Source organism: Allobosea sp. NPDC055332, assembly GCF_053645455.1.
This window is the reverse complement of sequence record NZ_JBSHMO010000002.1, coordinates 19,969-45,001: the sequence shown is the minus strand read 5'-3', so window position 1 is coordinate 45,001 and position 25,033 is coordinate 19,969. Positions and strand designations below refer to the sequence as shown.

Genomic DNA, 25,033 nt, shown 5'->3' with positions numbered 1-25,033 from the left:
ACAAGCGGCCGGTCATGACCACTCCCTTCGTCCGCACCGCCCCGTCGCCGACCGGCTATCTCCATATCGGCAATGCCCGTTCGCTGATGTTCAACTGGCTCTTCGCCATGCGGCATGGCGGGCGCTTCCTGCTGCGCTATGACGACACCGATCAGGCGCGCTCGAAGCCGGAATTCACCGACGCGATCGGCGAGGACCTGGCCTGGCTCGGCGTCGTTCCGGATGCGAGCATCAAGCAGTCGGAGCGGATCGCGCTCTACGATTCAGCGGCAGAGAAGCTGCGTGCCGCGGGCCGGCTCTACCCCTGCTATGAGAGTGCCGACGAGCTCGACCGCAAGCGCAAGCGCCAGCTCGCCCGTGGCTTGCCGCCGGTCTATGACCGCGCCGGCCTCAAGCTGAGTGCCGAGGAGCGTGGAAAACTCGAAGCCGAGGGCCGGAAAGCCCATTGGCGCTTCCTGCTCGACTGGGAGGAGATCGGCTGGGACGATCTGGTGCGCGGCCCGTCCCATGTCGACTGCGCCTCGCTCTCCGACCCGGTGCTGGTGCGCGAGGACGGCACCTATCCCTACACGCTGCCTTCCGTCGTCGATGATCTCGACGTCGGGATCACCCATGTCATCCGCGGCGAAGATCACGTCACCAACACCGCCGTGCAGATCCAGATCATGCAGGCATTGGGCGGGGCGCTGCCGGCCTTCGGCCACCACAACCTGCTGACCACCGCGAGCGGCGAGGGGCTGTCGAAGCGCCTCGGCCATCTCTCGCTGCGGGGCTTGCGCGAATCCGGCATCGAGTCGCTGGCGGTGGCGTCGCTGGCGGTGCTCACCGGCTCGTCCGATGCGGTCCGGCCGGTGTCGAGCCTCGACGAGCTCGCCGGGCTGGTCGACCTCGCCCATGTCTCGCGGGCGCCGGCCAAGTTCGACGAGCACGAGCTGGAGACGCTCTCGGCCCGCACCCTGCACCAGCTCGACTTCGTCACGGTCGAGGAGCGGTTGAGAAAGCTCGGCATTCCCGTGAGCGAGCCATTCTGGCTGGCCGTGCGCGGCAATCTCACCCGGCTGTCGGGCGCGAAGGATTGGTGGCAGGTGGTCGAAGGGCCGATCGAGCCGCATATCGCCGACACGGCATTCGCTGCGTCCGCGGCTTCGCTGCTGCCGGCCGAGCCGTTCGATCACAGCACCTGGAAGAGCTGGACGCAGGCAGTCGGTGCGCAGACCGGTACCAAGGGCAAGGCGCTGTTCATGCCGCTGCGCCAGGCCCTTACCGGGCTCGACCACGGGCCGGAACTGGCGGCGCTGCTGCCGCTGATCGGGCGCGAGAAGGCGCTGAAGCGATTGGCTGGCGAAGCGGCGTGAGGCTGGACGCATAGTTCTGCCAAGTATGCGCGCCGCAACTTTGGATGTCGTCGGTTCGAGGAAGGCATCATGGCGGCAAGCAAAGTGGTGATCGAGCGCGTAAACGAGCTGCTGTTCACTCATACCGAGATCGAGTCGTTCACCTGGATGAGGTCGGGCTATGCCTACGACGGAAAAGTCAGGCTACGCGGCACCGGCCTCGTGGTTCTGAAAATCCGCCAGTTCAGCGCTCTCACTGCGGTCGATCTGTATATCTGGCAAATGCGGCTCCAGGTCGTCGATGTTCGTGCAGAACAACATGACCGCGTGAGCTACGAGATTGTTTTGCCAGAGAGCGATTGTTCGCTGCTGCGTTGCCAGAGCATGATCTTGACCGCAGGCAGCGAACGTCTCGAGCTTCAGTGAGATTTTCCAGAGCGCGGTGCGTTGAACCGACCTACCAGTGATCGCGGGCAATCTGCTCACTGAGGATGAAGGCGCGTGCCGCCGGCACGACCGCGGCGCGCGTTGTTGAGAAGAAGAAGTCTACGCCGCGACCTTGCGCGCCCGCTCCAGCAAACCGGGACTGAGCGACATGAGCGTCGGTTCACGCCAAGATGATGCGCTTCAATGCCGAACTCGGAGAGGAAGCCTATCCCGCTTCAGATGATGTCGTGCTCCCGGCCGATCCAGATCGGCGAACGGGCTGAATCGACGAAGCGTTGCTCATCCTCGTACAGCAATCGGCTCGCGGCGCGCCCCGCAGGATCTTGACCCAGCGTTTCGAGCGCCTCTCTGCTGTCGTACCAGATCTCCGCGACGCCATCATATGGCTCGGCCGAGCCACGGAAGGCGCGAAGCTTTTCTTGGAACGGTCCGTATTCGGTGTGGACCTGGACGTAGCGCGCGATCCTGAGCTCGCGCTGATGGCTGCGTACCAGCGGGCCATGGGTCTCGAACCAATAGCGCAGGAATTCCTCGTGGCTGAGCGACGCAAGCCGCCTCAGACAATAGATCACCTTCATCCTCGCCTCTCAGGTTGTCGCGCCAGTGCGGGTAGCTGCGGTTGGCGGACAGACTGGATAGGATGACAGGCTGAATAAGCATAATCGATTGATTGGATGCTGCCATATAGGTTTACTCTATGAAGATCCGTCATCTGCGCTTCTTCGTCGCCGTCGTCGAAACCGGCAGTGTCAGCGGCGCGGCACAACAGCTCCATATATCGCAGCCCGCTGTCTCCGCCGGCCTGAAGGCGCTTGAGGATGAACTCGGGGCTGCGCTGTTCGACCGCTCCGGCGGACGTCATCGCATGCGGCCGACTGCAAAGGCGCATCGCTTCCTGCACGATGCGGTCGATATCCTGCAGCGCTGCGACGCCGCGTTCGTCGCTTTTCGAGGCGGCGAGACCTCGCTCGCGACCTGGCGGATCGGCGTTCTGCCGACGATTTCCGCCGCCACGGTCGCAGCCGTGCATCGGCAGCTCCAGCCCGCGACCGCGCCGCTTTGGAAATGGCGGGAGGGCAGCGCGCCGCAGCTTCTGCGCTGGCTGCGCCAGGGGCGCATCGACATCGCCTGGACGGTGCTCGACGCGGATTTCGCCGAATCCCTCGTGCTTTGGCGCGAGCCCATCGTGGTCCTTGCGGGCCGCGATCATCGCTTGGCGAAGCGCGAGCATATGACGGTCCGCGATCTCCATGGCGAGCGTCTTGTCCTGCGCAGTAGCTGCGAGCTGCGGGCGAGCGAGCTTCAGGCAGCCGGTATTCGGCTGCCGATTGCGGCGCGGGCAGAACGCGATGCCCTCGCGCTTCAACTCGCTGCCGCCGGTTGCGGGCTCGTCGTGGCGCCGCGAAGCCTCGCCATCGCCGAAACAGTGTCTCTGCCGATCTCGGATTTGCGCCTTGAACGCACGATCGGACTGCGTTGGCGGCCGCATACCGATCCGGATGCGCTGACAGTATTGCGGGATGCGATCCAGCAGGCCGTGAGCTCGCCGGCTTTAGCCTGAATCGGTTTGTCCCTCCTTCAGCTGGCATATCGGCGAAGGAGCGTAGCTCTCAAAGAAAAACGCGCCGCCGGAATGACCGGCGGCGCGCTTTAAGCGGCGGGCTCAGGCGGCGGCGTAGCCGACCGTGCCCTTGATCTCGAGGAACTCCTCCAGCCCGAAATCGGCGTATTCGCGGCCATTGCCGGACTGCTTGTAGCCGCCGAAGGGCGCGCCGGCGTCCCAGGCCGGGTAGTTGATGTAGACGTTGCCGGAGCGCATCTGCGCCGCGACCTTGCGCGCCCGCTCAAGCGAGCCGGACTGGATGTAGGAAGCCAGCCCATAGGGCGTGTCGTTTGCCCGCGCGATCACTTCCGCCTCGCTCTCATAGGGCAGAATCGAGAGCACGGGGCCGAAGATCTCTTCCCTGGCGATCGTCATCTCGTCGGTCACGCCGCCGAACACCGTCGGGCGGACATAATAGCCGCGGTTGAGGTCTTCCGGCCGGCCGGGGCCGCCCGTCACCAGCGTCGCGCCTTCCTTGATGCCACTCTCGATCAGGCGCTGGATCTTGTCGTACTGGATCTCGCTGACGACCGGGCCGAGGAAGACGCTCTCGGCCGACGGCGCACCGACCTTGAGCGGCTCGGCCGTCTCCCTGGCGATGGCGAGCGCATCCTCGTGCAGCTGGGCCGGCACGAACATCCGCGTCGGCGCATTGCAGGACTGGCCTGAATTGCGCATCACGCTCTCGACGCCGAGCTTCACCGCCCGCTTCAGGTCGACGTCATCGAGCAGGATGTTGGCCGACTTGCCGCCGAGCTCCTGATGCACGCGCTTGACGGTGTCTGCCGCCGCCTTGGCGACGAGGATGCCGGCGCGGGTCGAGCCGGTGAAGGAGACCATGTCGACCTCGGGGTGCCGGGCGATCGCCTCGCCGACCGTGGGCCCATCGCCGTTGACGAGGTTGAACACGCCCTTGGGCACGCCGGCCTCGTGCATCGCCTCGGCGAAGATGAGGGCGTTGAGCGGCGCGATCTCGGAGGGCTTCAGCACCATGGTGCAGCCGGCGGCCAGTGCGGGCGCGACCTTGCACATGATCTGGTTGATCGGCCAGTTCCACGGCGTGATCATGCCGACGACGCCGATCGCCTCCTTCGAGATCAGGGTCGAGCCGCGCAGCTCCTCGAACTCGAAGTTCTCGAGCGTCTCGATCATCTTGGAGAGATGGGCGGTGCCCATCCCGGCCTGCGCCCGGTGGGCCAGCTCCTTCGGTGCGCCCATTTCGCGCGACAAGGTGTCGGCGACTTCGGCGTAGCGGGCCTTGTAGGCCTCGAGCAGGCGGCGCATCAGCGCGAGACGCTCCTGCTTCGAGGTCGCGGCGAAGTCGGGGAAGGCGGCGCGCGCTGCGGCGACTGCCCGGTCGACATCCGCCTGGCTGCCGAGCGCGATCTGGGCGAAGGCTTCCTCGGTCGAGGGATCGATCACGTCCAGCGTCTTCAGCCCGCCGGCGGGATCGACCCAGGCGCCATCGATATAAAATTGGAGAGCGTGAGACATTGACCGGCTCCTTGCTGGGCTGCGGACGACCACTTCACGCGCGGGCGGTCACCGACCCGCCGTGCAGCGATCGCTATGTCGAGAGAGATATAGCGTAGCAGCCCCGGATGACGGATGTCACCGCGCAGCCGGCGAATAGGGGGGATGCGGGCGTGGCGATGGCGCGGGCCGGCAGAGGCCTCAAGCGAACTGCACGTCGATCTCGGTTCCGGCCTTGCGCGCGACCTGGCAGGCCCGGGAGAAAGCGTCGGCCTCGATCGCCAGCTTGAAGCGGTCCGGTACTCCAGCGGTGCTGATGACCGCGAGGCTCGCGCCATCGTCGGACAGGCGTCGCACCGTGCAGTCGATCACCGACTTGCCGCCGTTGAAGACGATGTTCCCGGCCTTCAGGACACGTCGCCCCACTATCGAGCCGGCGGAGAGGCCGGCCTGGTTGACGACGCAGCGATTGCGGCCGGTCGCCTTCGCGGCGTAGAGCGCCTCGTCCGCGGCGCGCAGCAGGGCGTCGACATCACCGCTGGGCGCGGCGGCCGCGATGCCGAAGCTGGCGGAGACCGCGAACGGCCCCTCGGCTCCGTCAAAGCGTTGCGCGGCGATGCCCTCGCGCAGCTTTTCCGCGACGCCGAGTGCCGCCTGGCGTCCGGTATGCGGCAGCAGCACCGCGAATTCCTCGCCGCCGACACGCCCGAACAGGTCGCTCTGGCGCAGCAGGCTCCGGCATGTCGCGGCACTGCCGGCCAGCACGGCGTCACCCACGGCATGGCCATGCGTGTCGTTGATGGTCTTGAAGTGATCGAGATCGAAGGCGATGCAGCTCACCTCATGCCGGTGGCGCTGCGCCAGGGCCAGGGCACGGGTGGCCTCGTCGCGGAAGGCGCGGCGGGCGAGGGCGCCGGTCAGCCCGTCGGTCGAGGCGAGGAGACGCAGCTCGAGCTCGTTCATCACGATCGAGGCGAGATCGGAGAGGATCGCGATCTCGCTGGGGTCGATTGCGCGTGGCGTCGTGCCCAAGGCGCAGAGCGTGCCAATGTTCTGGCCTTCGGAGGTCCGCAGCGGGATGCCGGCATAGAAGCGCAAATGCGGTGCGCCGGTCACCAGCGGGTTGCTGGCGAAGCGCGGGTCGGTGCTGGCGTCGGTCACGATCAACGGGGCGTTCTCGCGGATCGTCATGTCGCAGAATGCGATGCGGCGCTCATCCTCGCAATTCGCCACGCCTTCGCGCGCCTTGAACCATTGCCGGTGCCCGTCGAGGAAGGTCACCGTCGCCATCGGCACCTTCATGATCCGGCAGACGAGCCGCGTGATCCGGTCGAAGGCTTCCTCGCTGGGCGTGTCGAGGACGTCGTAGCGTGCGAGCGCTTCGAGCCTGTCCCGCTCGCGCATCACTTCGGGTGTGGACGCATCCATGTCCCGGCCTCGCGCAGAATTGGACGGCCAGATCAGCAAGCGCGGGTAAAGAGGCCGTTAATGCGCCGGCGCTGGCTGCTGTCGGCTTCGGCTTTCCGAGGGATCAAGGGGCGTCTTGTCCTGCTTGTCGGCCAGCTCGGGCGGTGCGCCGAACTTGCGTGCGATCGCGCCGGCGATGCCGGGCGACCTGCCATAGGCTTCGCAGGTCGCGTATTTGTGCGAGCCGCCGAGCCAGGAGCGCACGCGCTGCCGGGACGGCAGGGCAATATCCAGCCCTTGCGGCTCTTCGCCGGTCACCAGAATGCGCGAGAACTCGCCGGCGAATGTCGAGGCGAGGCCATAGGCGTCCGAGACCTCGGATGCCTGGGGTGTGTTCTGGATCGAATTGGCGCCGCGCCCCCAGACCATCGCGGCGCGCTGTGCTCCACTGCGGTCGAGCGCTTCGGCCTCCACCGAAAGTCCGCCCAGCCCGACCGGCAAGCGGGGTATGCCGATAGGGAGCGCCACGCTGCTCCCGAGGGTCACCGCCGTCGACACTCCCGCCATCGTCTTGTCGGTCGGCACGATGTCGGTGATCACCGCCCGCACGGTCAGGTCGGCGGGCTGCGTCGGTGTCACCATCTCGTATTTGTCGCTGAGCGCAATGCAGAGCTCGCGGTCGAGCGCATTGGTGACCAGAGCGCGGTCGGCTTGCGCCGTCACGAGCGCGCTGGCGTTGGTCGCAAAGCTCGTTGGAACGATCCTGGCTGTCTTCGCAGCGACCAGGGCCTGGCCGTCGACATAGGTCCGGGACTTCGAGAACTTGCCCTTTTCCTCGCCGAGTTTCCGGTAGGTCGACAATGTGCCGGCCTGCCTGGGAGGCACGGTCGTGCAACCGGCCGCAGCGAGCGCCAGCGACAGGGACACGCACGGCCCCCTATGGCCGAGGATCGCTGAGCACCATGTTGCACGGGGCAGTATGACAGCCGGCCAATAGCTCATCACGGTCGTCGACCTCGCTGCCGATATCTCTACGGGCGAGGTTGGCGATGCGAGGTTGCCGGAGAATTGCGGTGCTGGCGGCGAGGCGAGCCTGGTGGCAAAGCCCCGCCATTGATCTCACTCGTGCCGGTGCATCGCCGATTCGTGCTTGGTGTCGCGCATGGTCGAATAGACCAGCAGCGAGATGAAGATCACGGCCGAGAGGTAGTAATAGAACCACTGCTCGTGGCCCTGCTGCTTGAAGAACAGCGCGATCGCCGGCGCGGTGCCACCGAAGATCGAGACGGTCAGCGCATAGGGCACGGCGACGCCGGTGGCGCGGATCGAGGTCGGGAACAATTCGGCCTTCACCACTGCATTGATCGAGGTGTAGCCGGCGACGAAGATCCAGGCGCCGGAGATCAGCAGGAACGCGACCCAGGGCGATTTTGTCTGGGCCAGAGTCGTCAGGATCGGCACGGTCAGCAGCGTCCCGGCGATGCCGAAGAAGATCAGCAGCGGCTTGCGGCCGATCCGGTCGGAGATCAGGCCGTAGATCGGCTGCAGGAGCGAGGCGAAGATCAGCGATCCTGCGATGACATAGGTGGTGGTGATGTCGGAGAGGCCGACCGTCTGCTTCACGAAGGTCTGCATATACGTGGTGAAGGTGTAGAAGGCGGCGGTGCCGCCGGCGGTCAGCCCGACCACGATCGCGACCTCGCGCGGATATTTCAGCAGGCCGCGCAGCGAGCTCTCCTTCTTCTTGGTCTTGTTGGCCTCGGTGAAGGCCTCGGTCTCGTGCATGTGCCGGCGCATGAACATGGCAGTAACGGCGAGCATGGCGCCGATGACGAACGGGATGCGCCAGCCCCAGTCGACCAGCTGCTCATGCGTCAGGAAGACGTTCTGCAGCAGGAGCAGCACCAGGATCGCGGTGAGCTGCCCGCCGATCAGCGTCACGTACTGGAAGCTCGAATAGAAGCCGCGATGGTCGGGATGTGCGATCTCGGTGAGATAGGTCGCGCTCGCCCCATATTCGCCGCCGAGGCTGAGGCCCTCGATGATCCGGGCCAGCGCCAGCAGCACCGGTGCGGCAAAGCCGATCGTCTCGTAGGTCGGCGTCAGCGCGATGATCAGCGAGCCGAAGCACATCATCAGCACGGAGACCGTCAGCGACAGCCGCCGCCCATAGCGGTCGGCGATGTGGCCGAAGAGCCAGCCGCCGATTGGCCGCACGATGAAGCCGGCGGCGAACAGCGTCGCGGCATTGAGCTGCTGCACCACCGGATCATGCGAGGGGAAGAATTTCGGTGCGAAATAGAGCGCAAAGGCGGTGTAGGCGTAGAAATCGTACCACTCGACCAGATTGCCGACCGAGCCGATGAAGATCGCCTTCAGCCGTCGCGCCGTATCGGCGACGTCCATGCCATGAGGGGCGGGGGTGGCGACTGCTGGGTCGGACATGGCTCGCTCCGCGTTTGAAAGGTGGCGCGAGCAGCAGCGGGCGCCGGCAGCAATATGTTTGGTCTACGCCTTGCGCCCTGCGCCAGTCAGCGAGGAGAGATTTGGTCTGAGTTGCTTCTGGCGCATGGCGTGCGCGGGAACTTTATGGTCACAGGCATCCAGATGTCGGGAGTGAGGGATGGCCTGCGGCGAGCACAGATCAATGGGCGTCGATGGAGGCTGGTATTGACGCGTGCATGAGCCTGCGGCAACCACCCGAGCCCATATGATCGGTCTCCGCTATGCCTGCCTATTCTCTTGCGATCTTCGATTACGACGGAACGCTGGCCGACAGCTTTCCGTGGTTTTGCTCGGTGCTCAACCAGACCGCACGGCGATTTGGCTTCCGTGAGGTCGCGGAAGGCGAGGCCGACGAGCTTCGCGGGCTCGATTCACGCCAGATCATTGCCCGCCTCGGCGTACCCTTGTGGAGGATGCCGGCAATCGCGATGCATATGCGCAAGCTGAGCGCCGAGGCCGGGGATGCGGTGGCGCTCTTTCCGGGGGCCGGGTCGATGCTCGCGCGCCTGGCCGCGAGCGATGTCACGATCGCGATCGTGAGCTCGAACAGCGAAGCGGTCATTCGCCGGACGCTCGGCCGGGCTTCGGCCCATGTGAGTCATTTCAGCTGCGGCGCGTCGCTTTGGGGCAAGAGCGCCAAGTTCAAGGCTGTCATCCGGCAGGCCGGAGTTGACCGGCAGCGGGTGATCGCAATCGGAGATGAGATCCGCGACATCGATGCGGCGCGGCGCGCTGGCATCGCGTCCGGCGCAGTGACGTTCGGCTACAACACCGGCGCGTCCCTGCGAGCGCGAGAGCCCGATATGGTCTTCGACGACTATGAGCAGCTGCTGGCGAAGCTGACGGCCTGAGCCGAAGCTTCGGCCAGGGGCCGGGCTCCGGTTGTGGCTGACCCCTGCACGGGCCGCAGGGGCAGTGATCGGTGTTGTTCGCTGTCTCGGCCGGCTCACGGCCGCGCGGTCGCGCCTGTGCCGAGATTGGGGGCGAGGTTCGGTGCGACGATCCGCACGGTGCGCCGCTCGCCGGTGACGCTCTTGCTCTCGCGCTTGAGCCCGTCGCCTTGCTGCAGCGTCTTCTCGCCGTCGATCCGCTGCGGGCCGACGCCGGCCGATTCGGTGCTGGCGGTCGGTACGTTGACATCCGGCGTCGGCTCGTCGCCGGGGGCGGCCTGGAGCGTGGTCGGAGCGGGGCCAGGGGGCTTGGCCTCGGCTGCGGCCGTGTTGGCGGCGCCCTTCTTGCCGCGCTGCGGCTGCTCGGGTTTCGGCCGCGACATTTCCTGCGAACGCTGCTCGGTGACGATGATGTCGCCCTTGCGCTGGTCGAGCATCTGCTCGGCATTCTGCAGCGCCTGGGCCCAGCTCTGGCCGGGCGCGCGGCAGGTGCAGGCCGCGTCGAAGCTGCGGGTGTATTTCAGTGCGTTCGGCAGGGACGAGTAGGGCTGCCCGCTGCTGCGCGCCACCGCGTTCTGGATGTCGCCGCCACTGCTCATGCCGTAGGCGAGTGTCTCGCTGCCGGGGCAGAGCGACTGGCACATCTCGTCCTGGCTCTCGCGTCCACCGGGGCTGTTGGCGAGCGGGAAGAAATAGCCGTCGCAGCTGCGCACGCAGACCGAATAGGGGCCGCCCTGGCGTGCTCCGCCCTCCGTCGGCTCGCGTGGCTCGTCGGGGTCGAGCTCGGGCAGGGTCGAGTCGATCTCGCCGCGGCGCGGCTCGATCCCGAAGATCGTCTCGAAGAAACCGCGCGGCTGGGCCCGGCAATTGTTGCTGATCAATGCGGCGAGCTGGGCGCGCCGCTGTTCGACGCCGCCACCCTGGGCCTGCTGCTGGAGCTGGGCGTATTGCGATTGCAGCGCCCCGAGCTGGGCGCGGATGTTGCCGCATTGCGGCGGCGGTTGCTCGCCGAAGAACAGGAAGCCGCCGCGATCGCAGCCCATCGACCGGTACTGGCTGGAGAGCTGCGCCAGCTGGCCGGCGACACGCTGCGCCGACTGGGCGGCGCGGGCATCGCCGCCACGCTGGCCCTGCAGGCTGGAGAGTTCGGCGCGCCAGTTGTCGCAAGCCGGCGACTGCGCCAATGCGGCTCCCGAGAGCGCGGCGAAAGCCAGCGCCGGAGCGAGTGCGCGTCGGAGCGAAGCGAAAATCATCGAAGGCAGAGTTGCTATCCCTGTGACTCGTCCCATGCCGGCGTCGGCCGCCTGCACCGGCAAAGCACATGCTACAAACGCGACGGAACTAAGGAGGCACGCGTCAGCCGCTCGGACATGGCGATTCGACGCAGCTTTCATGTCCGCCAGCGCATCGCATATCGCGCCAGCGGCAGCAAATGCGGGGCCGGATCACGCTTGCGCGATCAGGCTTCCTCAGTCTGGTAGGCCCCGGCGAGATGGCGGCCGCGTTCGGTCAGCACCGCCAGCACGCGTTCGAAGACGCGCAGCTCTTCGGCCGAGATCCCCTCGATCCAGCGCTCCTCGAAGGCGAGCGCCAGCGGCACGATCTGGGCGTAGATGCGTTGGCCGGCGGCGGTGAGGGCGACGAAGGCCTCGCGCCGGTCGGCCCGGTTCTCGGCTCGCGTCACCAGCCCGCGCTTGTCGAGCTCGGAGACGGCGCGCGAGACCTTGGTCTTGTGCATCTGCGAGAGTTCGCCGATGTCGCGCGAGGTCAATTGCCCGAACTCGCCGAGCTGCGCGATCACCCGCCATTCCGGGATGCCGATGCCGAAGCGCGTGCCGTAGACACGGCCGAGCGCCCGGCTGGCGAAGAAGCCGACCACGTTGAGCCGGTAGGGCAGGAACTGCTCGAGATGCAGGGAGCGGTCTTCAGGCTTTTGTTTCGTTGACATTAGTTGCACATGTAACTAATTGGAGTGACAGAAGGCCGCCGGCGGCTGCAGCTAGATCATTACCGAACGGCAGCGTCTGTCAAAGCGGCGAAGATCGGGAACGCATCGGGAGGAGGCCCAGCCATGAACGTGCAGACCACGGTTCAGTCGAGCTTCGGCGAGCAGGTCCGGGGCGGACGCCGCTACATGTCGGGCTTCGGCAATTCCTTCGAGACCGAGAGCCTGCCGGGCGCGCTGCCGGTCGGCCGCAACTCGCCGCAGAAGGCGGCTTACGGCCTCTATGCCGAGCAACTCTCCGGCTCGCCCTTTACCGCGCCGCGTTCCACGAACGAGCGCTCCTGGCTCTACCGCATCCGCCCGAGCGTGAAGCATGGCGGCCGCTGGAAGCTGGTCGACAAGGGGCTGATGCGCACCGCGCCCTGCCGCGACGAGACGCCGCCCTCGCTCGGGCAATTGCGCTGGAGCCCGATTCCGCTGCCGCAGGAGAAGCTCACCTTCCTCACCGGCCTGCGCACCCTGACCACCGCCGGCGACGCCGACAGCCAGGCCGGGATGGCAGCGCACATGCTCTTCGTCACCGCCTCGATGGAGAAGGAGTACGTCTTCAATGCCGATGGCGAGTATCTCGTCGTCGCGCAGGAGGGAAACCTGCGCTTCTTCACCGAGTTCGGCATCATCGAGATCGAGCCGGGCGAGATCTGCATCATCCCGCGCGGCGTGATGTTCCGCGTCGAATTGATGGGCGGGCCGGCGCGCGCCTATGTCTGCGAGAACTATGGCGGCGGCTTCACCTTGCCCGATCGCGGACCGATCGGCGCCAACTGCCTCGCCAATCCCAGGGACTTCCTCACGCCCGTCGCCGCCTATGAGGACATCGAGGAGCCCTCGACCCTCTACGCCAAATGGGGCGGGGAACTGTTCTCGACGGAAGTCGGCCAGTCGCCGCTCGACGTCGTCGCCTGGCACGGCAATTACGCGCCCTACAAATACGACCTGCGTCACTATTCGCCGGTCGGCGCGATCTCCTTCGACCACCCCGACCCGTCGATCTTCACCGTGCTGACCGCGCCCTCCGAGACGCCCGGCACCGCCAATATCGACTTCGTCATCTTCCCGGAGCGCTGGATGGTGGCGGAGAACACCTTCCGCCCGCCCTGGTACCACCGCAACATCATGTCGGAGTTCATGGGGCTGATCTACGGCGTCTACGACGCCAAACCCGAGGGCTTCACCCCCGGTGGCTTCAGCCTGCACAACATGATGCTGCCGCACGGGCCGGATGCGCAGGCCTTCGAGCATGCCAGCACGGTCGAGCTGAAGCCGGTCAAGCTCACCGGCACCATGGCGTTCATGTTCGAGACGAGATTCGCCCAGCGCGTCACCGGCTATGCCGCCGGCCTGCCCGAGCTGCAGGACAACTACAGCGATTGCTGGAGCGAGCTGAAGAAGCGCTTCGACCCGAACAAGCCCGAGGCGTGGTGAGGAACTGGGCTGTTACCTCGAGGCTTCGCAAAGCCAAGATGCCAGAGTTCCTGGCAATGCCCTTTCCGTCATGGCCGGGCTTGTCCCGACCATCCACGCCTTCCTTCCTGCAATGCAGTGTTCAAGACGTGGATGCTCGCCACAAGGGCGAGCATGACGAACTGGAGCGGCGTCGTGGCCTATCGGCTGCGCAGCCGGTTCATGAAGGCGTCGTAGGAGAGTTCCGCGACCTGCCACCAGAGCAGGTTCTCGCCGCGGAAGGCGACCATCGACTCATAGCCCTTCTTGAAGGCTTCGCTCTTGGCGGAGGTCTCTGCGTAGTACTCTTCGGCCGCCTTGAGCGAGGCTTCCATGATCGGCTGCGGGAAGGCCTTGAGTTGCGCGCCCTGGGCGATCAGCTTGCGCAGGCCGCCCGGATTGACGAAGTCGTACTTCGCCAGCATCCAGTTGTTCGCCGCCTCGCAGGCGTTCTGCACGATCGCCTGGTAGTGCTTGGGCAGCTTGTTCCACTGCTCCTGGTTGATCACGAGGTGCAGCATGGCGCCGCCCTCCCACCAGCCGGGATAGTAGTAATAGGGCGCGACCTTCACGAAGCCGAGCTTCTCGTCGTCATAGGGGCCGACGAACTCGGCCGCGTCGATCGTGCCGCGCTCCAGTGCCGGATAGACGTCGCCCGCAGCGATCTGCGTCGGCACCACGCCGAGCTTGGCCAGCACGGCGCCGCCCATGCCGCCGATGCGGAACTTCAGGCCCTTGAGGTCGTCGACGGTCTTGAGCTCCTTGCGGAAGAAGCCGCCCATCTGGCAGCCGGAATTGCCGCAGGGGATAGAGTAGGCGTTGAACTTGGCGAGCGCTGCGTTGACGATCTGCTCGCCGCCGCCGAAATACCACCAGCTGTGCTGCTGGCGGGCGTTGAGCCCGAAGGGAATGCCGGTGCCGAGCCCGAGCGCCGGCTCCTTGCCGACATAGAAATAGGTCGGCGTATGCGCGCATTCGACCGTGCCGGAGGTGACCGCGTCGAGCGCCTGCAGGCCGGGCACGATCTCGCCGGCCGAGAAGGTCTGGATCTGGAACCTGCCGTCGGTGGCGTCCGACATGAACTTCGCGAACTGCTGGGCGGTGCCGTAGATCGTGTCGAGCTGCTTGGGGAAACTCGAGGTCAGGCGCCATTTCACTTCCGGCATCGACTGCGCGATCGCGGGCATCGCGATCGGCGCGGCGGCCGCGGCGAGCGCACCCGTCTTCAAAAACGTACGGCGTTGCATGGACTTTCCTCCCGGGGACGGATTTGCTGCCATCATCACTGTTCGGCGAGGATTGAAAAGAGATGAAAGTCGCATCCCTCATGCATGGCCGGGATGGCCGCCTCGTCGTCGTCTCGAACGACCTGACCCGCGCGACCGACGCCTTCCCGGTGGTCGCGACGCTGCAGGGCGCGCTCGACGACTGGAGCCGCTGCGCGCCGCGCCTCGCCGATCTCGCCGAGAGCCTGGAGCACGGCTCGGTGCCGTCCTTCCGCTTCCACGAGCATGACTGCGCCTCGCCTTTGCCGCGCGCCTATCAATGGGTCGACGGCTCGGCCTATGTGAACCATGTCGAGCTGGTCCGGAAGGCAAGGGGCGCCGAGATGCCCGAGAGCTTCTGGACCGACCCGCTGATGTACCAGGGCGGCTCCGATTCCTTTCTCGGCCCGCGCCAGGCGGTGAAGCTCGCCAGCGAGGATTACGGCATCGACCTTGAGGCCGAGATCGCGGTCGTCACCGGCGACGTGCCGATGGGCGTCAGCCCCGAGGAGGCGAGGGGGCTGATCCGGCTCGTCATGCTCGTGAATGACGTGAGCTTGCGGAATCTGATTCCCAACGAATTGGGCAAAGGCTTTGGTTTCCTTCAATCAAAGCCGTCTTCGGCCTTCTCGCCGGTGGCGGTGACACCGGACGAGCTCGGCTCGGCCTGGAAGGATGGCAAGCTCAGCCTGCCGCTGCTCGCCCAGGTCAACGGCAAGCCCTTCGGCAAGCCGCAGGCCGGCGTCGACATGACCTTCGATTTCGGCGTGCTGATCGCCCATGCGGCGAAGACCCGCCCGCTCGTCGCCGGCACGATCGTCGGCTCCGGCACGGTCTCGAACCGCGACGCCGATGGCGGGCCGGGCAAGCCGGTTTCGGAAGGCGGGCTCGGTTATGCCTGCATCGCCGAGCAGCGCATGGTCGAGACCATCCGGCACGGCACGCCCAAGACCCCGTTCCTGCGCTTCGGCGACAGCGTCCGCATCGAGATGAAGGACGCCGCCGGCCATTCGATCTTCGGCGCGATCGAGCAGGACATCCTGCCGCATGCGGGGTGACCCTCGCCGCGCCTGCCGTCAAACAAGAATGAGGTCCTGACGATGTCTTCGCCCGCTTTCGCCTCCACCGCCGATCTCGGCGAGAAGACCGTCTCCTTCGACGAGATCGGCAAGGGCGTCTACGCCTATACCGCCGAGGGCGACCCCAATAGCGGCATCGTCGTCGGCGACGATAGCGTGCTCGTCTTCGATGCGCAGGCGACGCCGACCATGGCCGAGCGCGTCATCGCCAGGGTGCGCGAGGTCACCGACAAGCCGGTCAGCCATGTCGTGCTCTCGCATTATCATGCCGTGCGCGTGCTCGGCGCGCCGGCCTATGGCGCGAAGGAGATCGTCTCATCGGATGCGGCGCGGGCGATGATCGTCGAGCGCGGCGAGGAGGACAAGGCGAGCGAGATCGGCCGCTTCCCGCGGCTCTTTCAAGGCGCGGACTCGATCCGCCCGGGCCTGACCTGGCCGACCACGACCTTCTCGCACAACGCCTCGATCTGGCTCGGCAGCCGCGAGGTCCGGCTGATGAGGCTCGGCCGCGGCCACACCGCCGGCGACATCGTCGCCTGGATGCCCGATACCAATGTGATCTTCGCCGGCGACCTCGTCGAATACGGCGCGACGCCCTATTGCGGCGACGCCCATTTCACCGACTGGCCGGCGACGCTCGATGCGCTCGCCGCCTTCGCACCGGCTGCTATGGTGCCGGGCCGCGGCGCGGCGCTGACCAATCGCGGCATGGTCGCCGACGGCATCAAGGGCACGCGCGCCTTCCTCTCCGACCTGTTCGAGGCGGTGAAGGGCCATGTCGCCGCCGGCCGCTCGTTGCGCGAGACCTTCGAGCGCGTCCATGAGACGCTGAAGCCGTCCTATGGCGACTGGGTGATCTTCGAGCATTGCCTCCCCTTCAACGTCACCCGCGCCTATGACGAGGCCGGCGGCCTCGACCATCCGCGCATCTGGACCGATGAGCGCGACCGCCAGATGTGGCTGGACCTGCGCGGCTGAAGGCATCGCCCCGTGCAACCTTTCCGCCAGTTCGCCTACCAACGCAGCCCTGATCAGGACGCGGCCACGCCGGCCCGGCACCCCGTCGTCATCGTCGGCGCCGGCCCTGTCGGGCTGACGCTGGCGCTTGATCTGGCGCGCCGGCAGGTCCCGGTCGTGCTGATCGACGATGCCGACCGGATCGGCGAGGGCTCGCGCGCCATCTGCTTCGCCAAGCGCACGCTCGAGATCTTCGACCGGCTCGGGCTTGCGCAGGCGATGGTCGAGAAGGGCGTCACCTGGCAGAAGGGCAGGGTTTTCCGTGGCGATGCCGAACTCTACGCGTTCGACCTCCTGCCCGAGGGCGGCCACAAGCAGCCGGCCTTCATCAATCTCCAGCAATTCTATGTCGAGGCGGCACTGGTCGAGGCCGTGCTGGCCGAGCCGCTTATCGATCTGCGCTGGAGCAATCGCCTGGCCGGGGTCGACAACCGCGAGGATGGAGCAGAGCTCACCATCGCCACGCCGGATGGGGACTATTCTCTCGAAGCCGACTGGCTCATCGCCTGCGACGGCGCCCGCTCGCCAACGCGCGGCCTGCTCGGCCTGGAGTTCCGCGGTGAAGCCTTCGAGGACCGCTTCCTCATCGCCGATGTGAAGATGACCGCGCCGTTCCCCACCGAGCGCTGGTTCTGGTTCGATCCGCCGTTCCATTCCGGCCAATCGGCGCTGCTGCACAAGCAGCCGGACGATATCTGGCGCATCGATCTCCAGCTCGGCCCCGATGCCGATCCCGAGCATGAGAAGCAGCCTGAGATCGTGCGGCCCCGGATCGAGCGTATGCTCGGCCATGCCGATTTCGCGCTCGAATGGGTCTCGGTCTATCGCTTCCAGTGTCGCCGGCTCGACCAGTTCCTGCATGGCCGCATCATCTTCGCGGGCGACGCCGCCCATCAGGTCTCGCCCTTCGGCGCGCGCGGCGCCAATTCCGGCATCCAGGACGCCGACAATCTCGGCTGGAAGCTTGCATTGGTTGTGCAGGGCAGGAGTCCGGCCTCGCTGCTCGCCAGCTATGACAGCGAGCGCGTCGCCGCCGCCGATGAGAACATCCTGAATTCGACCCGTGCGACCGATTTCATCGCACCGCGCTCGCCGGGCGAGCGGCTGCTGCGCGAGGCGGCGCTGTCGCTGGCGCCGCTCACGGGCTTCGCCAAGCGCTTCGTCAATTCCGGACGGCTTTCGGTAGCCAGCGCCTATGCCGGTTCGCCACTGTCGAGCGAGGGCGACAGCCGGGCCGGCGGCCTGCCGCCGGGCGCGCCCTTCCTCGATGCGCCGCTCGCCGGCGCTCCATGCGCCTGGCTGAGCGAAGCCTTCTCGGCCGGGCAGGCGATTCTGCTTGGCGAAGGTGCGGCAGCGCTCGCACCTGCAGGCGTCCTCGCGATCGAGCCGGCCGTCGGTGACGGCTCCTTGCGCCAGCGCTATGCGCTGGAGCGTGGGGCAGCCGTGCTGTTGCGGCCGGACGGGCATGTCGCTGCCCGGTTCCGGCAGCCGCAGCGCGTTGCGATCGAGGCTGCGATCGAGCGGATGGAGGGCAGGGGATGAATGCCGCGGCCACCATGGCTCCCGCAGGCGGCCTCGCGCGCGAATCGCGCTTCGCCGATCCCGACGCCGCCTTCCGCCTGCTGGCGCAGGCACATCGCAATCTGGATGAGCGCGAGAGCGCCGCGTTCAATGCCCGCCTCGTCCTGATCCTCGCCAATCACATCGGCGACGAACAGGTTCTGCGCGAGGCCGTGGCGCTGGCGCGCGAGGCAAGCTAGGCTCCGGCTCACGACGCCTGGAGCGGGATGCGAAAAAGTGGGAACCGGTTTTTCGCTATGATCCCGCTCCAAACTTTGGAGCTGATCACAGTCATGATTTTGGATCAGGTCGATCCAAAATCATGACTGTGCTCTTGGAGCCGTGAGCCCGATGGAAGAGCTGCCGACCTTCTATTCCACCCTGATCCCGCTTCGCTTTTTCTTCTGGGGGCCGGCGCTGGTGGTGTTGACGCTGCTGCTCTCCTGGCTCTGGGCGCGCAGCCTCAAGGTCGACCGGGCGCTGGAGAGCGATCTCGACGGCTTCAGCAAGGACGATGTCGAGAAGCTCTTCTCGCTCTACGGCCCTGAGCGCCGGGCGATCTACCGCAACAAGCTGCTGCCGGCCGATCTCGCTTTCGCGCTGGTCTACGCCGTCGTCGGGGCGCTGATCGTCGCCGGCCTCTCCATGCGCGGCTATCCCTGGTGGGTGGCGGCGCTCTGCGGCGGCGGCTGGCTCTTCGGCGGGCTCTGCGATGTCGCCGAGAACCTCGCCATCGCGCGCCTGCTCGATCGCTATCCCACGGTCGATCAAGGAACGGTCGCCTTCGCCAGCGGCTTCACCCGGCTGAAGCTCGTCCTCTCCGGGCTTGGCTTCGTCGGCGCGATCGCGGCCTATTACCTGGCGTTCAAGCCCGTCGTAGCCTGACCGTATTCGCGCCAGGCAGCACCGGTCTGGCGGAAGCAGGCGGCCGGTACCGGCGGATCGCCGATCGTCGGCGCATCCCGCGTCGTGTCAGGCTCGAAGCCGAGCCGCGTTGCCAGCTGCAATGATGCTGCGTTCTGCGGATGCGTGACGATGAGGATTTCCGGCAGGTCGAGCCTCTCGAAGCCGTAACGCAGCAGCCGGCTCACCGCCACTCGGGCGAAGCCCTGTCCCCAATGACGAGCGGCGAAGCGATAGCTGATCTGGGCCTGCTCCGGGTCGTCGCCGTCGGGAATGAGCCCGACATAGCCGAGCGCCTCGGCCTCGTTCATGCGGGCGAACACCGTCCAGTAGCCGAGCCCGCGTTCGACATGGAGGAAGCTGCGCGCCGCGACGCCCTCGCGACCCATCGCCGGGTCGCCGACAGCCGCGATATAGCGCATCACCTCCGGATCGGTGTTGAGCCCGGCGACGAAGTCGAGATCGGTCACGGTCCGCGGCTTCAAAAGCAAACGCTCGGTTTCCAGCTCCGGCAGCATGGTCGTCGCCTTGTCGTATCGTTCGAGGATTGCTCGCGCCTGCACTGGTGCGGGCCCGCGGGCCATCCCATATCCTGCCGGCTGTCCCTCGGGAACGCTCTGGGAGAATCTGAATGAGCTTTCGTCGTTGTCTTCTCGCCGCCTCGGCGCTGTTCGCGCTTGCTGGCGTCGCCGCGCCGGCCGCGGCGCAGGAGGACCTGATCTTCAAGAAGTCGACGGTCTGGAAGATGCTGACCCCGGACGACAAGCTCGCCGTCTATGGCGTCGATGATCCTGTCGTCGAGGGCGTCGCCTGCCACTACACCGTGCCCGAGAAGGGCGGCGTCTCCGGCATGTTCGGCGTCGCCGAGGAGGTCTCCGACGTTTCGCTGGCCTGCCGGCAGATCGGCCCGATCCGCTTCAAGGAGAAGGCCTCGCAGGGCGACGTCGTCTTCCGCGAGCGCCGCTCGCTGATCTGGAAGAAGATGCAGATCGTGCGCGGCTGCGACGCCAAGCGCAACGTGCTGATCTACATGGTCTACACTGACAAGCTGATCGACGGCTCGCCGCAGAACTCGACCTCGAGCGTGCCGATCATGCCCTGGGGCAGCAGCGGTGACGTGGCGAAATGCTCGGAATGGGTGAGGTGAGGCGCGTTCGGACCACTTCTCAACGGAGCGTATAGCTGCCGGTGTAGTTGCAGTTCGCGCCGTGGAACGGTGTGCAGGCGCCGCTCTCCGTCACCGTGAGAACGCGGCCCTTGCGGCGAATGTCGAGACGGCAGATCTCACCATACTCCGTGGCTTCGGCCACGAGCCGGTCGCCCTGGGCCCGGCCGCGCGCCGAAATCACGCCGACGCAGCTCCTGCTCCCGATCTCGGCATCGACCTTGAGCATGCCGGCGCCGGCCGGGCGGATCGTCATGCTGCCGCCGAGCGTGCGATAGCGGCCCTCGAAGGCTTCGGCCGGCGGGAGTGTCGCCAAGGCGAAGACGGCGACGAGCGCTGTTCGGATCATGGGCCGGCGATCCCCGATGCAGCCGGGGAAACTCCACGGCGGCCCGACGATACGGCCTGCGTCAGTTGGGCGAAATCTCGCCCGTCGGGATTAGCCCCCGCAGGTGATGGTCAGCGGCTGTTCGGTCTGTGCCACATTGGCGGGGCGCGGCGTCGAGCCGGTGATGTCCTCGGGGGCAGCGACGCCATAGGCGGTGGCGGTGCGATGCCCTTGCGACTCGCACCAGGCGTCGGCGACGATCTGGCCGCATTCCGACTTGCTGGCGATGCAGTCGGCGACGCCGTAGCCGTCGCCGGCCGGGATCAGATAGGTGCGCTCGGCCTTGGGGGCGGCGACAGTCCCGGTGGCGGGCAGCATGGCGAGCGACATGCCGGCGCCGATGATTCCGAAGAGCCCGACCAGAGCGACGGCGCGGCGCATGATGATGTCCCTGAGACCCGACCGGGGCTGAACCTTCGACATGTCAAACTGGTTCCAAATGGTTAAGACTGCGTGAACCACGGCAATCTTGGTTGCGCGCAAACCGCCGGGCGCTTGTGGCGGCATTGCGGCGGCGAGAGCTGAAATCGCAGGAGGGCAGGGCGATGGCGCGAGAGCGTTGCGCAGCTGCCACTTGACGTAAGCGCACATGACAGGCATCACGGCAGGATGACGCGAGCCCTCGCCATTATTTGCATTATTTGCCGCTAGCTTTCGCTGGCCGGCTGCTCACGTCCTCGTCCCAACGAAAAGACAGACAGCGCCCCGGCCAGCGGCCAGGATAAGCCGTTTTTGTCGCCTTCTCGTCAGGATACCGCTTCGATGCAGCCGACCCTCAGGCTCTACAACACGCTGACGCGGACGAAGGAGGTCTTCACCCCCGTCGATCCCCAGAACGTGCGCATGTATGTCTGCGGCCCGACGGTCTACGACTACGCCCATATCGGCAATGCCCGGCCGGTCATCGTCTTCGACGTGCTCTACCGGCTGCTGCGACACGTCCATGGCGAGGCTCACGTCCGCTACGCCCGCAACCTCACCGACGTCGACGACAAGATCAACGCCCGCGCCGCGCGCGACTATCCCGGCCTGCCGCTGAACGAGGCGATCGCGAAGGTCACGCAGACGACAACGGCGCAGTTCCATGCCGATGTCGATGCGCTCGGTAACCTGCGACCCGACGACGAGCCGCGCGCCACCGGCCATATCGAGGAGATGAAGGCGATCATCGAGCGCCTGATCGCCCGCGGCATCGCCTATGTCGCCGAGGAGCACGTGCTCTTCCACGTGCCGGCCGTCGCTGGCCTGAAGGACGCGCCGAAATACGGCTCGCTCGCCCGTCGTTCGCTCGACGAGATGGTCGCTGGCGCCCGTGTCGACGTCGCGCCCTATAAGCGCGACCCGATGGACTTCGTGCTGTGGAAGCCGAGCCGCGCCGGCATCGATCCGGGCTGGCCGTCGCCTGCCGGCATCGCCACGCCCGGTCGCCCCGGCTGGCACATCGAATGCTCGGCGATGTCGATGAAGACGCTGCTCGAGCCCTTCGGCGGCGGCCTGCAATGCGACGATCCCGCCCGGAACGTCTTCGACATCCATGGCGGCGGCATCGATCTCGTCTTCCCGCACCATGAGAACGAGCTGACCCAGAGCTGCTGCGCCTTCGGCGCAGCCGGCGGTGCTGCGCGCATGGCGAACTACTGGATGCACAACGGCTTCCTGCAGGTCGAAGGCGAGAAGATGTCGAAATCCCTCGGCAACTTCGTCACCATCAACGAGCTGCTGGCGACCGACACTTTCGGCGGGCGGACATGGCCCGGCGAGGTGCTGCGCCTCGCCATGCTCAAAACCCATTACCGCCAGCCGATCGACTGGACGGTGAAGGCGCTTGAGGAGGCGGAGAAGACGCTGGCAGATTGGGCCGCGGCTGCAGGAGAGGTTGAGGCCGGGCAGGTCCCAGCTGGCGTGATCGAAGCGCTTGCGGACGATCTCAACACCTCGCAGGTGCTCGCCGAGCTGCACGCTCTGCGCAAGGCCGGCGATCATGCCAGCCTGAAGGCGAGCCTTGCTCTGCTCGGCATCGCCCTCCCGGAGGTGGCTGTGGCCGAGATCGATGATGCCCTGCGGGCGAAGGTCGAGGCCTCGATCGCCGCCCGTCTCGCTGCCCGCAAGGCGAAGAATTTCGCCGAATCCGATCGCCTCCGCGACGAGCTCGTCGCGATGGGCATCGTGCTGATGGACGGCAAGGACCCGGCCACCGGCGAGCTGATTACGAGCTGGGAGGTGAAGCGGTGACCCTCCCAGCGACAATCCTTCCCGTGAACTTCCTGCCGCGCTGCGGCGTTGCCTCATTCCGTTGAAAGAAGACCAAGAACAATGACCACTCAGACCCCGAAGATCCGCAAGCGTGGTTCGCTCTCGATCGCGATGAAGCTCGTCATGCTCGCCATGGTGATGCCGAAGGTGCTGCGCTACCGGCTGCGGTCCAGGCTATGAGCACCGAAGCCCTCAGCACTCTTGCTGAAGCCGCGCCGCGCAAGGCCGGCGAGGCGGCGGTCGCTCGCATCCATCTCTTCGATACGACGCTGCGCGACGGCGCCCAGACCACGGGCGTCGATTTCTCGCTCGACGACAAGCGCGCGGTCGCAGCCCTGCTCGACAAGCTCGGCATCGACTATGTCGAGGGCGGTTATCCCGGCGCCAACCCGCTCGACACCGCCTTCTTCGCGAGCAAGCCGACGCAGCGGGCGAAATTCGCCGCCTTCGGCATGACCAAGCGGGCAGGGCGCTCGGCCTCGAACGATCCCGGCATCGCCGCGCTGCTCGATGCCAAGGCCGACGCCATCGTCTTCGTCGCCAAGAGCTGGGACTATCATGTCCATGTCGCGCTCGAGATCTCGCTCGAGGACAACCTCGACGGCATCCGCGACAGCGTCGCCACCGCCAAGGCCGCCGGCCGCGAGGTGATGCTCGATTGCGAGCATTTTTTCGACGGCTACAAGGCCAATCCCGATTATTCGCTTGCCTGCGCCCGCGCCGCCTATGAGGCCGGCGCCCGCTGGGTCGTGCTCTGCGATACCAATGGCGGCACGCTGCCGGACGAGATCGGTCGGATCGTCGCCGAGGTCGCCAAGGTCGTTCCCGGCGACAATCTCGGCATCCACGCCCATGACGATTGCGGCTGTGCCGTCGCCAATTCGCTGGCCGCAGTCGAGGCCGGCGTGCGCCAGATCCAGGGCACACTCAACGGCCTCGGCGAGCGCTGCGGCAATGCCAATCTCGTCACGCTGATCGGCGCGCTGAAGCTCAAGGACCGTTACAATCGCCGCTTCAGCCTCGGCGTCGGCGAGGCCGAGCTCGGAGAGCTCACCCATGTCTCGCGCGCGCTCGACGAGATGCTGAACCGTGCGCCCAACCGTCACGCGCCCTTCGTCGGCGCCTCCGCCTTCGCCACCAAGGCCGGCATCCATGCCTCCGCCGTGCTGAAGGACCCGCGGACTTACGAGCATGTCGCGCCCGATCTGGTGGGCAATGTCCGGAAAGTGCTGGTCTCCGACCAGGGCGGCAAGTCGAACCTCGTCGCCGAGCTGGAGCGCATCGGCGTCACGCTCGGCCGCGACGATCCGCGCCTGTCGCGCGTGCTGGAGGAGCTGAAGGAGAAAGAGGCTCAAGGCTACGCCTTCGAAGGCGCCGACGCCTCGTTCTACCTGCTCGCCAAGCGCATCCTCGGCGAGTTGCCCGCCTATTTCGAGATCGAGCGCTTCACCGCCAATGTCGAGCGCCGCTACAATGCGCTGGGCGAGCTCGTCACCTTCTCGGAGGCGATCGTCAAGGTGCAGGTCGGCGAGGAGACGCTGATCTCGGTCGCCGAGAGCGTGCTCGGGCCGGTCAATGCGCTCGATCTGGCGCTGCGCAAGGATCTCGGCCGCTACCAGTCGCTGATCGGGGGCTTGAGGCTGGTCGACTACAAGGTCCGCGTCTTCCAGGGCGGTACCGACGCGGTCACCCGCGTGCTGATCGAATCCGCCGACGAGACCGGCGAGCGCTGGACCACGGTCGGAGTCAGCGCCAACATCATCGACGCCTCATTCCAGGCGCTGGTCGACTCGATCACCTACAAGCTGATGCGCGAGGGCGCGACGGCGTAGGGCATCCTTCTCCCCTCGGGGGAGAAGGTCCGGCAGGGGATGAGGGCGGTTCAACCAGGTGTGCCGTCCTTCCCTCATCCGTCAGCGCTTCGCGCTGCCACCTTCTCCCCCGAGGGGAGAAGGGAGAGAGCTTACTCCGTCAGGCGCAACGACTTCTCCTTGCAGAGGTCGATGCCGTCATTGTCGCTTTCGCTCTCGTCGCTGAACTTGCCGAGCAGATAGTAGCTGCAGCCAGCCGGCTTGTTGAGTTTGATCATGATGCTCTTGCCGGGCGCCAGCGGCTTGGCGAGCTTGCCGACAAGCCGGGCCTGTTCGCCGGTGGTCGTGATCTCCAGCGACTCGAGCGGTACGGTACGGGCATTGGTGATCTTGATCTGCGCCGGTGGGCGCGATTGCGCGAGCGCCGGTACGATCGGCAGCAGCGCGAGGGCGCAAGCGGCGGGAAGGATGCGTCGAAGCGTCAT

General features: G+C 66.4%; 25 protein-coding genes. 13 read left to right on the top strand and 12 right to left on the bottom strand.

All coding sequences use genetic code 11. From position 1 onward, the window contains the following. The first annotated feature begins 14 nt into the window (after positions 1 to 14). Both ACWIGM_RS08590 and ACWIGM_RS08585 read left to right on the top strand, forming a co-directional pair. Positions 15 to 1,355 (top strand): glutamate--tRNA ligase, encoded by a 1,341-nt coding sequence (locus ACWIGM_RS08590; protein WP_454025518.1) that lies wholly within the window; start codon positions 15 to 17, stop codon positions 1,353 to 1,355. Between the two features lie 69 nt (positions 1,356 to 1,424). Beyond that, positions 1,425 to 1,760 carry a hypothetical protein gene (locus tag ACWIGM_RS08585; protein ID WP_454025517.1) on the top strand — a complete coding sequence of 112 codons (336 nt, stop codon included), beginning with the start codon at positions 1,425 to 1,427 and terminating at the stop codon, positions 1,758 to 1,760. A gap of 236 nt (positions 1,761 to 1,996) precedes the next feature. Here ACWIGM_RS08585 and ACWIGM_RS08580 read toward each other — a convergent pair whose 3' ends face one another. Continuing rightward, entirely contained in the window at positions 1,997 to 2,359 is a 363-nt protein-coding gene (locus tag ACWIGM_RS08580) for an EthD domain-containing protein (RefSeq protein WP_454025516.1), read from the bottom strand. 119 nt (positions 2,360 to 2,478) lie between these two features. Between ACWIGM_RS08580 and ACWIGM_RS08575 the strand changes: the two genes are divergently transcribed. Beyond that, a complete protein-coding gene (locus tag ACWIGM_RS08575; RefSeq protein ID WP_454025515.1) occupies positions 2,479 to 3,342 on the top strand; it encodes a LysR family transcriptional regulator in 864 nt (287 codons plus the stop codon). A 102-nt stretch (positions 3,343 to 3,444) separates the two neighbouring features. Here the strand turns inward: ACWIGM_RS08575 and ACWIGM_RS08570 are convergent, their stop codons facing one another. From ACWIGM_RS08570 to ACWIGM_RS08555, 4 genes are all read right to left on the bottom strand, one after another. Then, positions 3,445 to 4,878, bottom strand: a complete 1,434-nt coding sequence (locus ACWIGM_RS08570; RefSeq protein ID WP_454025514.1) for an aldehyde dehydrogenase family protein — start codon at positions 4,876 to 4,878, stop codon at positions 3,445 to 3,447. Between the two features lie 180 nt (positions 4,879 to 5,058). Then, positions 5,059 to 6,285 (bottom strand): sensor domain-containing diguanylate cyclase, encoded by a 1,227-nt coding sequence (locus tag ACWIGM_RS08565; protein WP_454025513.1) that lies wholly within the window; start codon positions 6,283 to 6,285, stop codon positions 5,059 to 5,061. A gap of 57 nt (positions 6,286 to 6,342) precedes the next feature. Further along, positions 6,343 to 7,191, bottom strand: coding sequence for a DUF3313 domain-containing protein (locus ACWIGM_RS08560; RefSeq protein WP_454025512.1), 849 nt, complete (start codon positions 7,189 to 7,191; stop codon positions 6,343 to 6,345). Between the two features lie 192 nt (positions 7,192 to 7,383). Next, the gene (locus ACWIGM_RS08555) at positions 7,384 to 8,709 is read right to left on the bottom strand and encodes an MFS transporter (RefSeq protein WP_454025511.1); all 1,326 of its coding nucleotides are present in this window, start codon (positions 8,707 to 8,709) and stop codon (positions 7,384 to 7,386) included. Between the two features lie 281 nt (positions 8,710 to 8,990). Between ACWIGM_RS08555 and ACWIGM_RS08550 the strand changes: the two genes are divergently transcribed. Continuing rightward, a complete protein-coding gene (locus tag ACWIGM_RS08550) occupies positions 8,991 to 9,620 on the top strand; it encodes an HAD-IA family hydrolase (protein ID WP_454025510.1) in 630 nt (209 codons plus the stop codon). 95 nt (positions 9,621 to 9,715) lie between these two features. Here ACWIGM_RS08550 and ACWIGM_RS08545 read toward each other — a convergent pair whose 3' ends face one another. Further along, positions 9,716 to 10,912, bottom strand: a complete 1,197-nt coding sequence (locus ACWIGM_RS08545; RefSeq protein WP_454025509.1) for a DUF2865 domain-containing protein — start codon at positions 10,910 to 10,912, stop codon at positions 9,716 to 9,718. Between the two features lie 206 nt (positions 10,913 to 11,118). Beyond that, positions 11,119 to 11,607 carry a MarR family winged helix-turn-helix transcriptional regulator gene (locus ACWIGM_RS08540; RefSeq protein ID WP_454025508.1) on the bottom strand — a complete coding sequence of 163 codons (489 nt, stop codon included), beginning with the start codon at positions 11,605 to 11,607 and terminating at the stop codon, positions 11,119 to 11,121. Positions 11,608 to 11,730: 123 nt separating this feature from the next. Here ACWIGM_RS08540 and hmgA point away from each other — a divergent pair, with 123 nt between their 5' ends. Next, positions 11,731 to 13,089 (top strand): homogentisate 1,2-dioxygenase, encoded by a 1,359-nt coding sequence (hmgA, locus tag ACWIGM_RS08535; RefSeq protein WP_454025507.1) that lies wholly within the window; start codon positions 11,731 to 11,733, stop codon positions 13,087 to 13,089. 179 nt (positions 13,090 to 13,268) lie between these two features. Here hmgA and ACWIGM_RS08530 read toward each other — a convergent pair whose 3' ends face one another. After that, positions 13,269 to 14,354, bottom strand: a complete 1,086-nt coding sequence (locus ACWIGM_RS08530; RefSeq protein ID WP_454025506.1) for a TRAP transporter substrate-binding protein — start codon at positions 14,352 to 14,354, stop codon at positions 13,269 to 13,271. Between the two features lie 62 nt (positions 14,355 to 14,416). On the opposite strand from ACWIGM_RS08530, the gene ACWIGM_RS08525 reads away from it, so the two are divergent. The 5 genes from ACWIGM_RS08525 (at position 14,417) to ACWIGM_RS08505 (ending at position 18,913) form a co-directional block, all read left to right on the top strand. Then, a complete protein-coding gene (locus ACWIGM_RS08525; protein WP_454025505.1) occupies positions 14,417 to 15,430 on the top strand; it encodes a fumarylacetoacetate hydrolase family protein in 1,014 nt (337 codons plus the stop codon). A 42-nt stretch (positions 15,431 to 15,472) separates the two neighbouring features. Beyond that, positions 15,473 to 16,429, top strand: a complete 957-nt coding sequence (locus ACWIGM_RS08520; RefSeq protein WP_454025504.1) for an MBL fold metallo-hydrolase — start codon at positions 15,473 to 15,475, stop codon at positions 16,427 to 16,429. 12 nt (positions 16,430 to 16,441) lie between these two features. Beyond that, positions 16,442 to 18,010: an FAD-dependent oxidoreductase gene (locus ACWIGM_RS08515; RefSeq protein ID WP_454025503.1), complete on the top strand. Its 1,569-nt coding sequence runs from the start codon at positions 16,442 to 16,444 to the stop codon at positions 18,008 to 18,010. Then, positions 18,007 to 18,228: a DUF2783 domain-containing protein gene (locus tag ACWIGM_RS08510; protein ID WP_454025502.1), complete on the top strand. Its 222-nt coding sequence runs from the start codon at positions 18,007 to 18,009 to the stop codon at positions 18,226 to 18,228. The genes ACWIGM_RS08515 and ACWIGM_RS08510 overlap by 4 nt, the downstream gene beginning before the upstream one ends. A gap of 151 nt (positions 18,229 to 18,379) precedes the next feature. After that, a complete protein-coding gene (locus ACWIGM_RS08505) occupies positions 18,380 to 18,913 on the top strand; it encodes a hypothetical protein (protein ID WP_454025501.1) in 534 nt (177 codons plus the stop codon). On the opposite strand, the gene ACWIGM_RS08500 is transcribed toward ACWIGM_RS08505, so the two are convergent. Beyond that, the gene (locus ACWIGM_RS08500) at positions 18,883 to 19,515 is read right to left on the bottom strand and encodes a GNAT family N-acetyltransferase (RefSeq protein ID WP_454025500.1); all 633 of its coding nucleotides are present in this window, start codon (positions 19,513 to 19,515) and stop codon (positions 18,883 to 18,885) included. The genes ACWIGM_RS08505 and ACWIGM_RS08500 overlap by 31 nt on opposite strands. A 47-nt stretch (positions 19,516 to 19,562) precedes the next feature. Here ACWIGM_RS08500 and ACWIGM_RS08495 point away from each other — a divergent pair, with 47 nt between their 5' ends. After that, positions 19,563 to 20,078, top strand: coding sequence for a CreA family protein (locus ACWIGM_RS08495; RefSeq protein ID WP_454025499.1), 516 nt, complete (start codon positions 19,563 to 19,565; stop codon positions 20,076 to 20,078). Positions 20,079 to 20,097: 19 nt separating this feature from the next. Here the strand turns inward: ACWIGM_RS08495 and ACWIGM_RS08490 are convergent, their stop codons facing one another. Both ACWIGM_RS08490 and ACWIGM_RS08485 read right to left on the bottom strand, forming a co-directional pair. Further along, the gene (locus ACWIGM_RS08490; protein ID WP_454025498.1) at positions 20,098 to 20,445 is read right to left on the bottom strand and encodes a hypothetical protein; all 348 of its coding nucleotides are present in this window, start codon (positions 20,443 to 20,445) and stop codon (positions 20,098 to 20,100) included. A 90-nt stretch (positions 20,446 to 20,535) separates the two neighbouring features. Beyond that, positions 20,536 to 20,865, bottom strand: coding sequence for a hypothetical protein (locus ACWIGM_RS08485; RefSeq protein WP_454025497.1), 330 nt, complete (start codon positions 20,863 to 20,865; stop codon positions 20,536 to 20,538). Positions 20,866 to 21,246: 381 nt separating this feature from the next. Between ACWIGM_RS08485 and cysS the strand changes: the two genes are divergently transcribed. Both cysS and cimA read left to right on the top strand, forming a co-directional pair. Next, positions 21,247 to 22,716, top strand: coding sequence for a cysteine--tRNA ligase (cysS, locus tag ACWIGM_RS08480; protein ID WP_454025496.1), 1,470 nt, complete (start codon positions 21,247 to 21,249; stop codon positions 22,714 to 22,716). Positions 22,717 to 22,913: 197 nt separating this feature from the next. Continuing rightward, positions 22,914 to 24,569, top strand: coding sequence for a citramalate synthase (gene cimA / locus ACWIGM_RS08475; protein ID WP_454025495.1), 1,656 nt, complete (start codon positions 22,914 to 22,916; stop codon positions 24,567 to 24,569). Positions 24,570 to 24,700: 131 nt separating this feature from the next. Here cimA and ACWIGM_RS08470 read toward each other — a convergent pair whose 3' ends face one another. Further along, the gene (locus tag ACWIGM_RS08470) at positions 24,701 to 25,033 is read right to left on the bottom strand and encodes a hypothetical protein (protein ID WP_454025494.1); all 333 of its coding nucleotides are present in this window, start codon (positions 25,031 to 25,033) and stop codon (positions 24,701 to 24,703) included.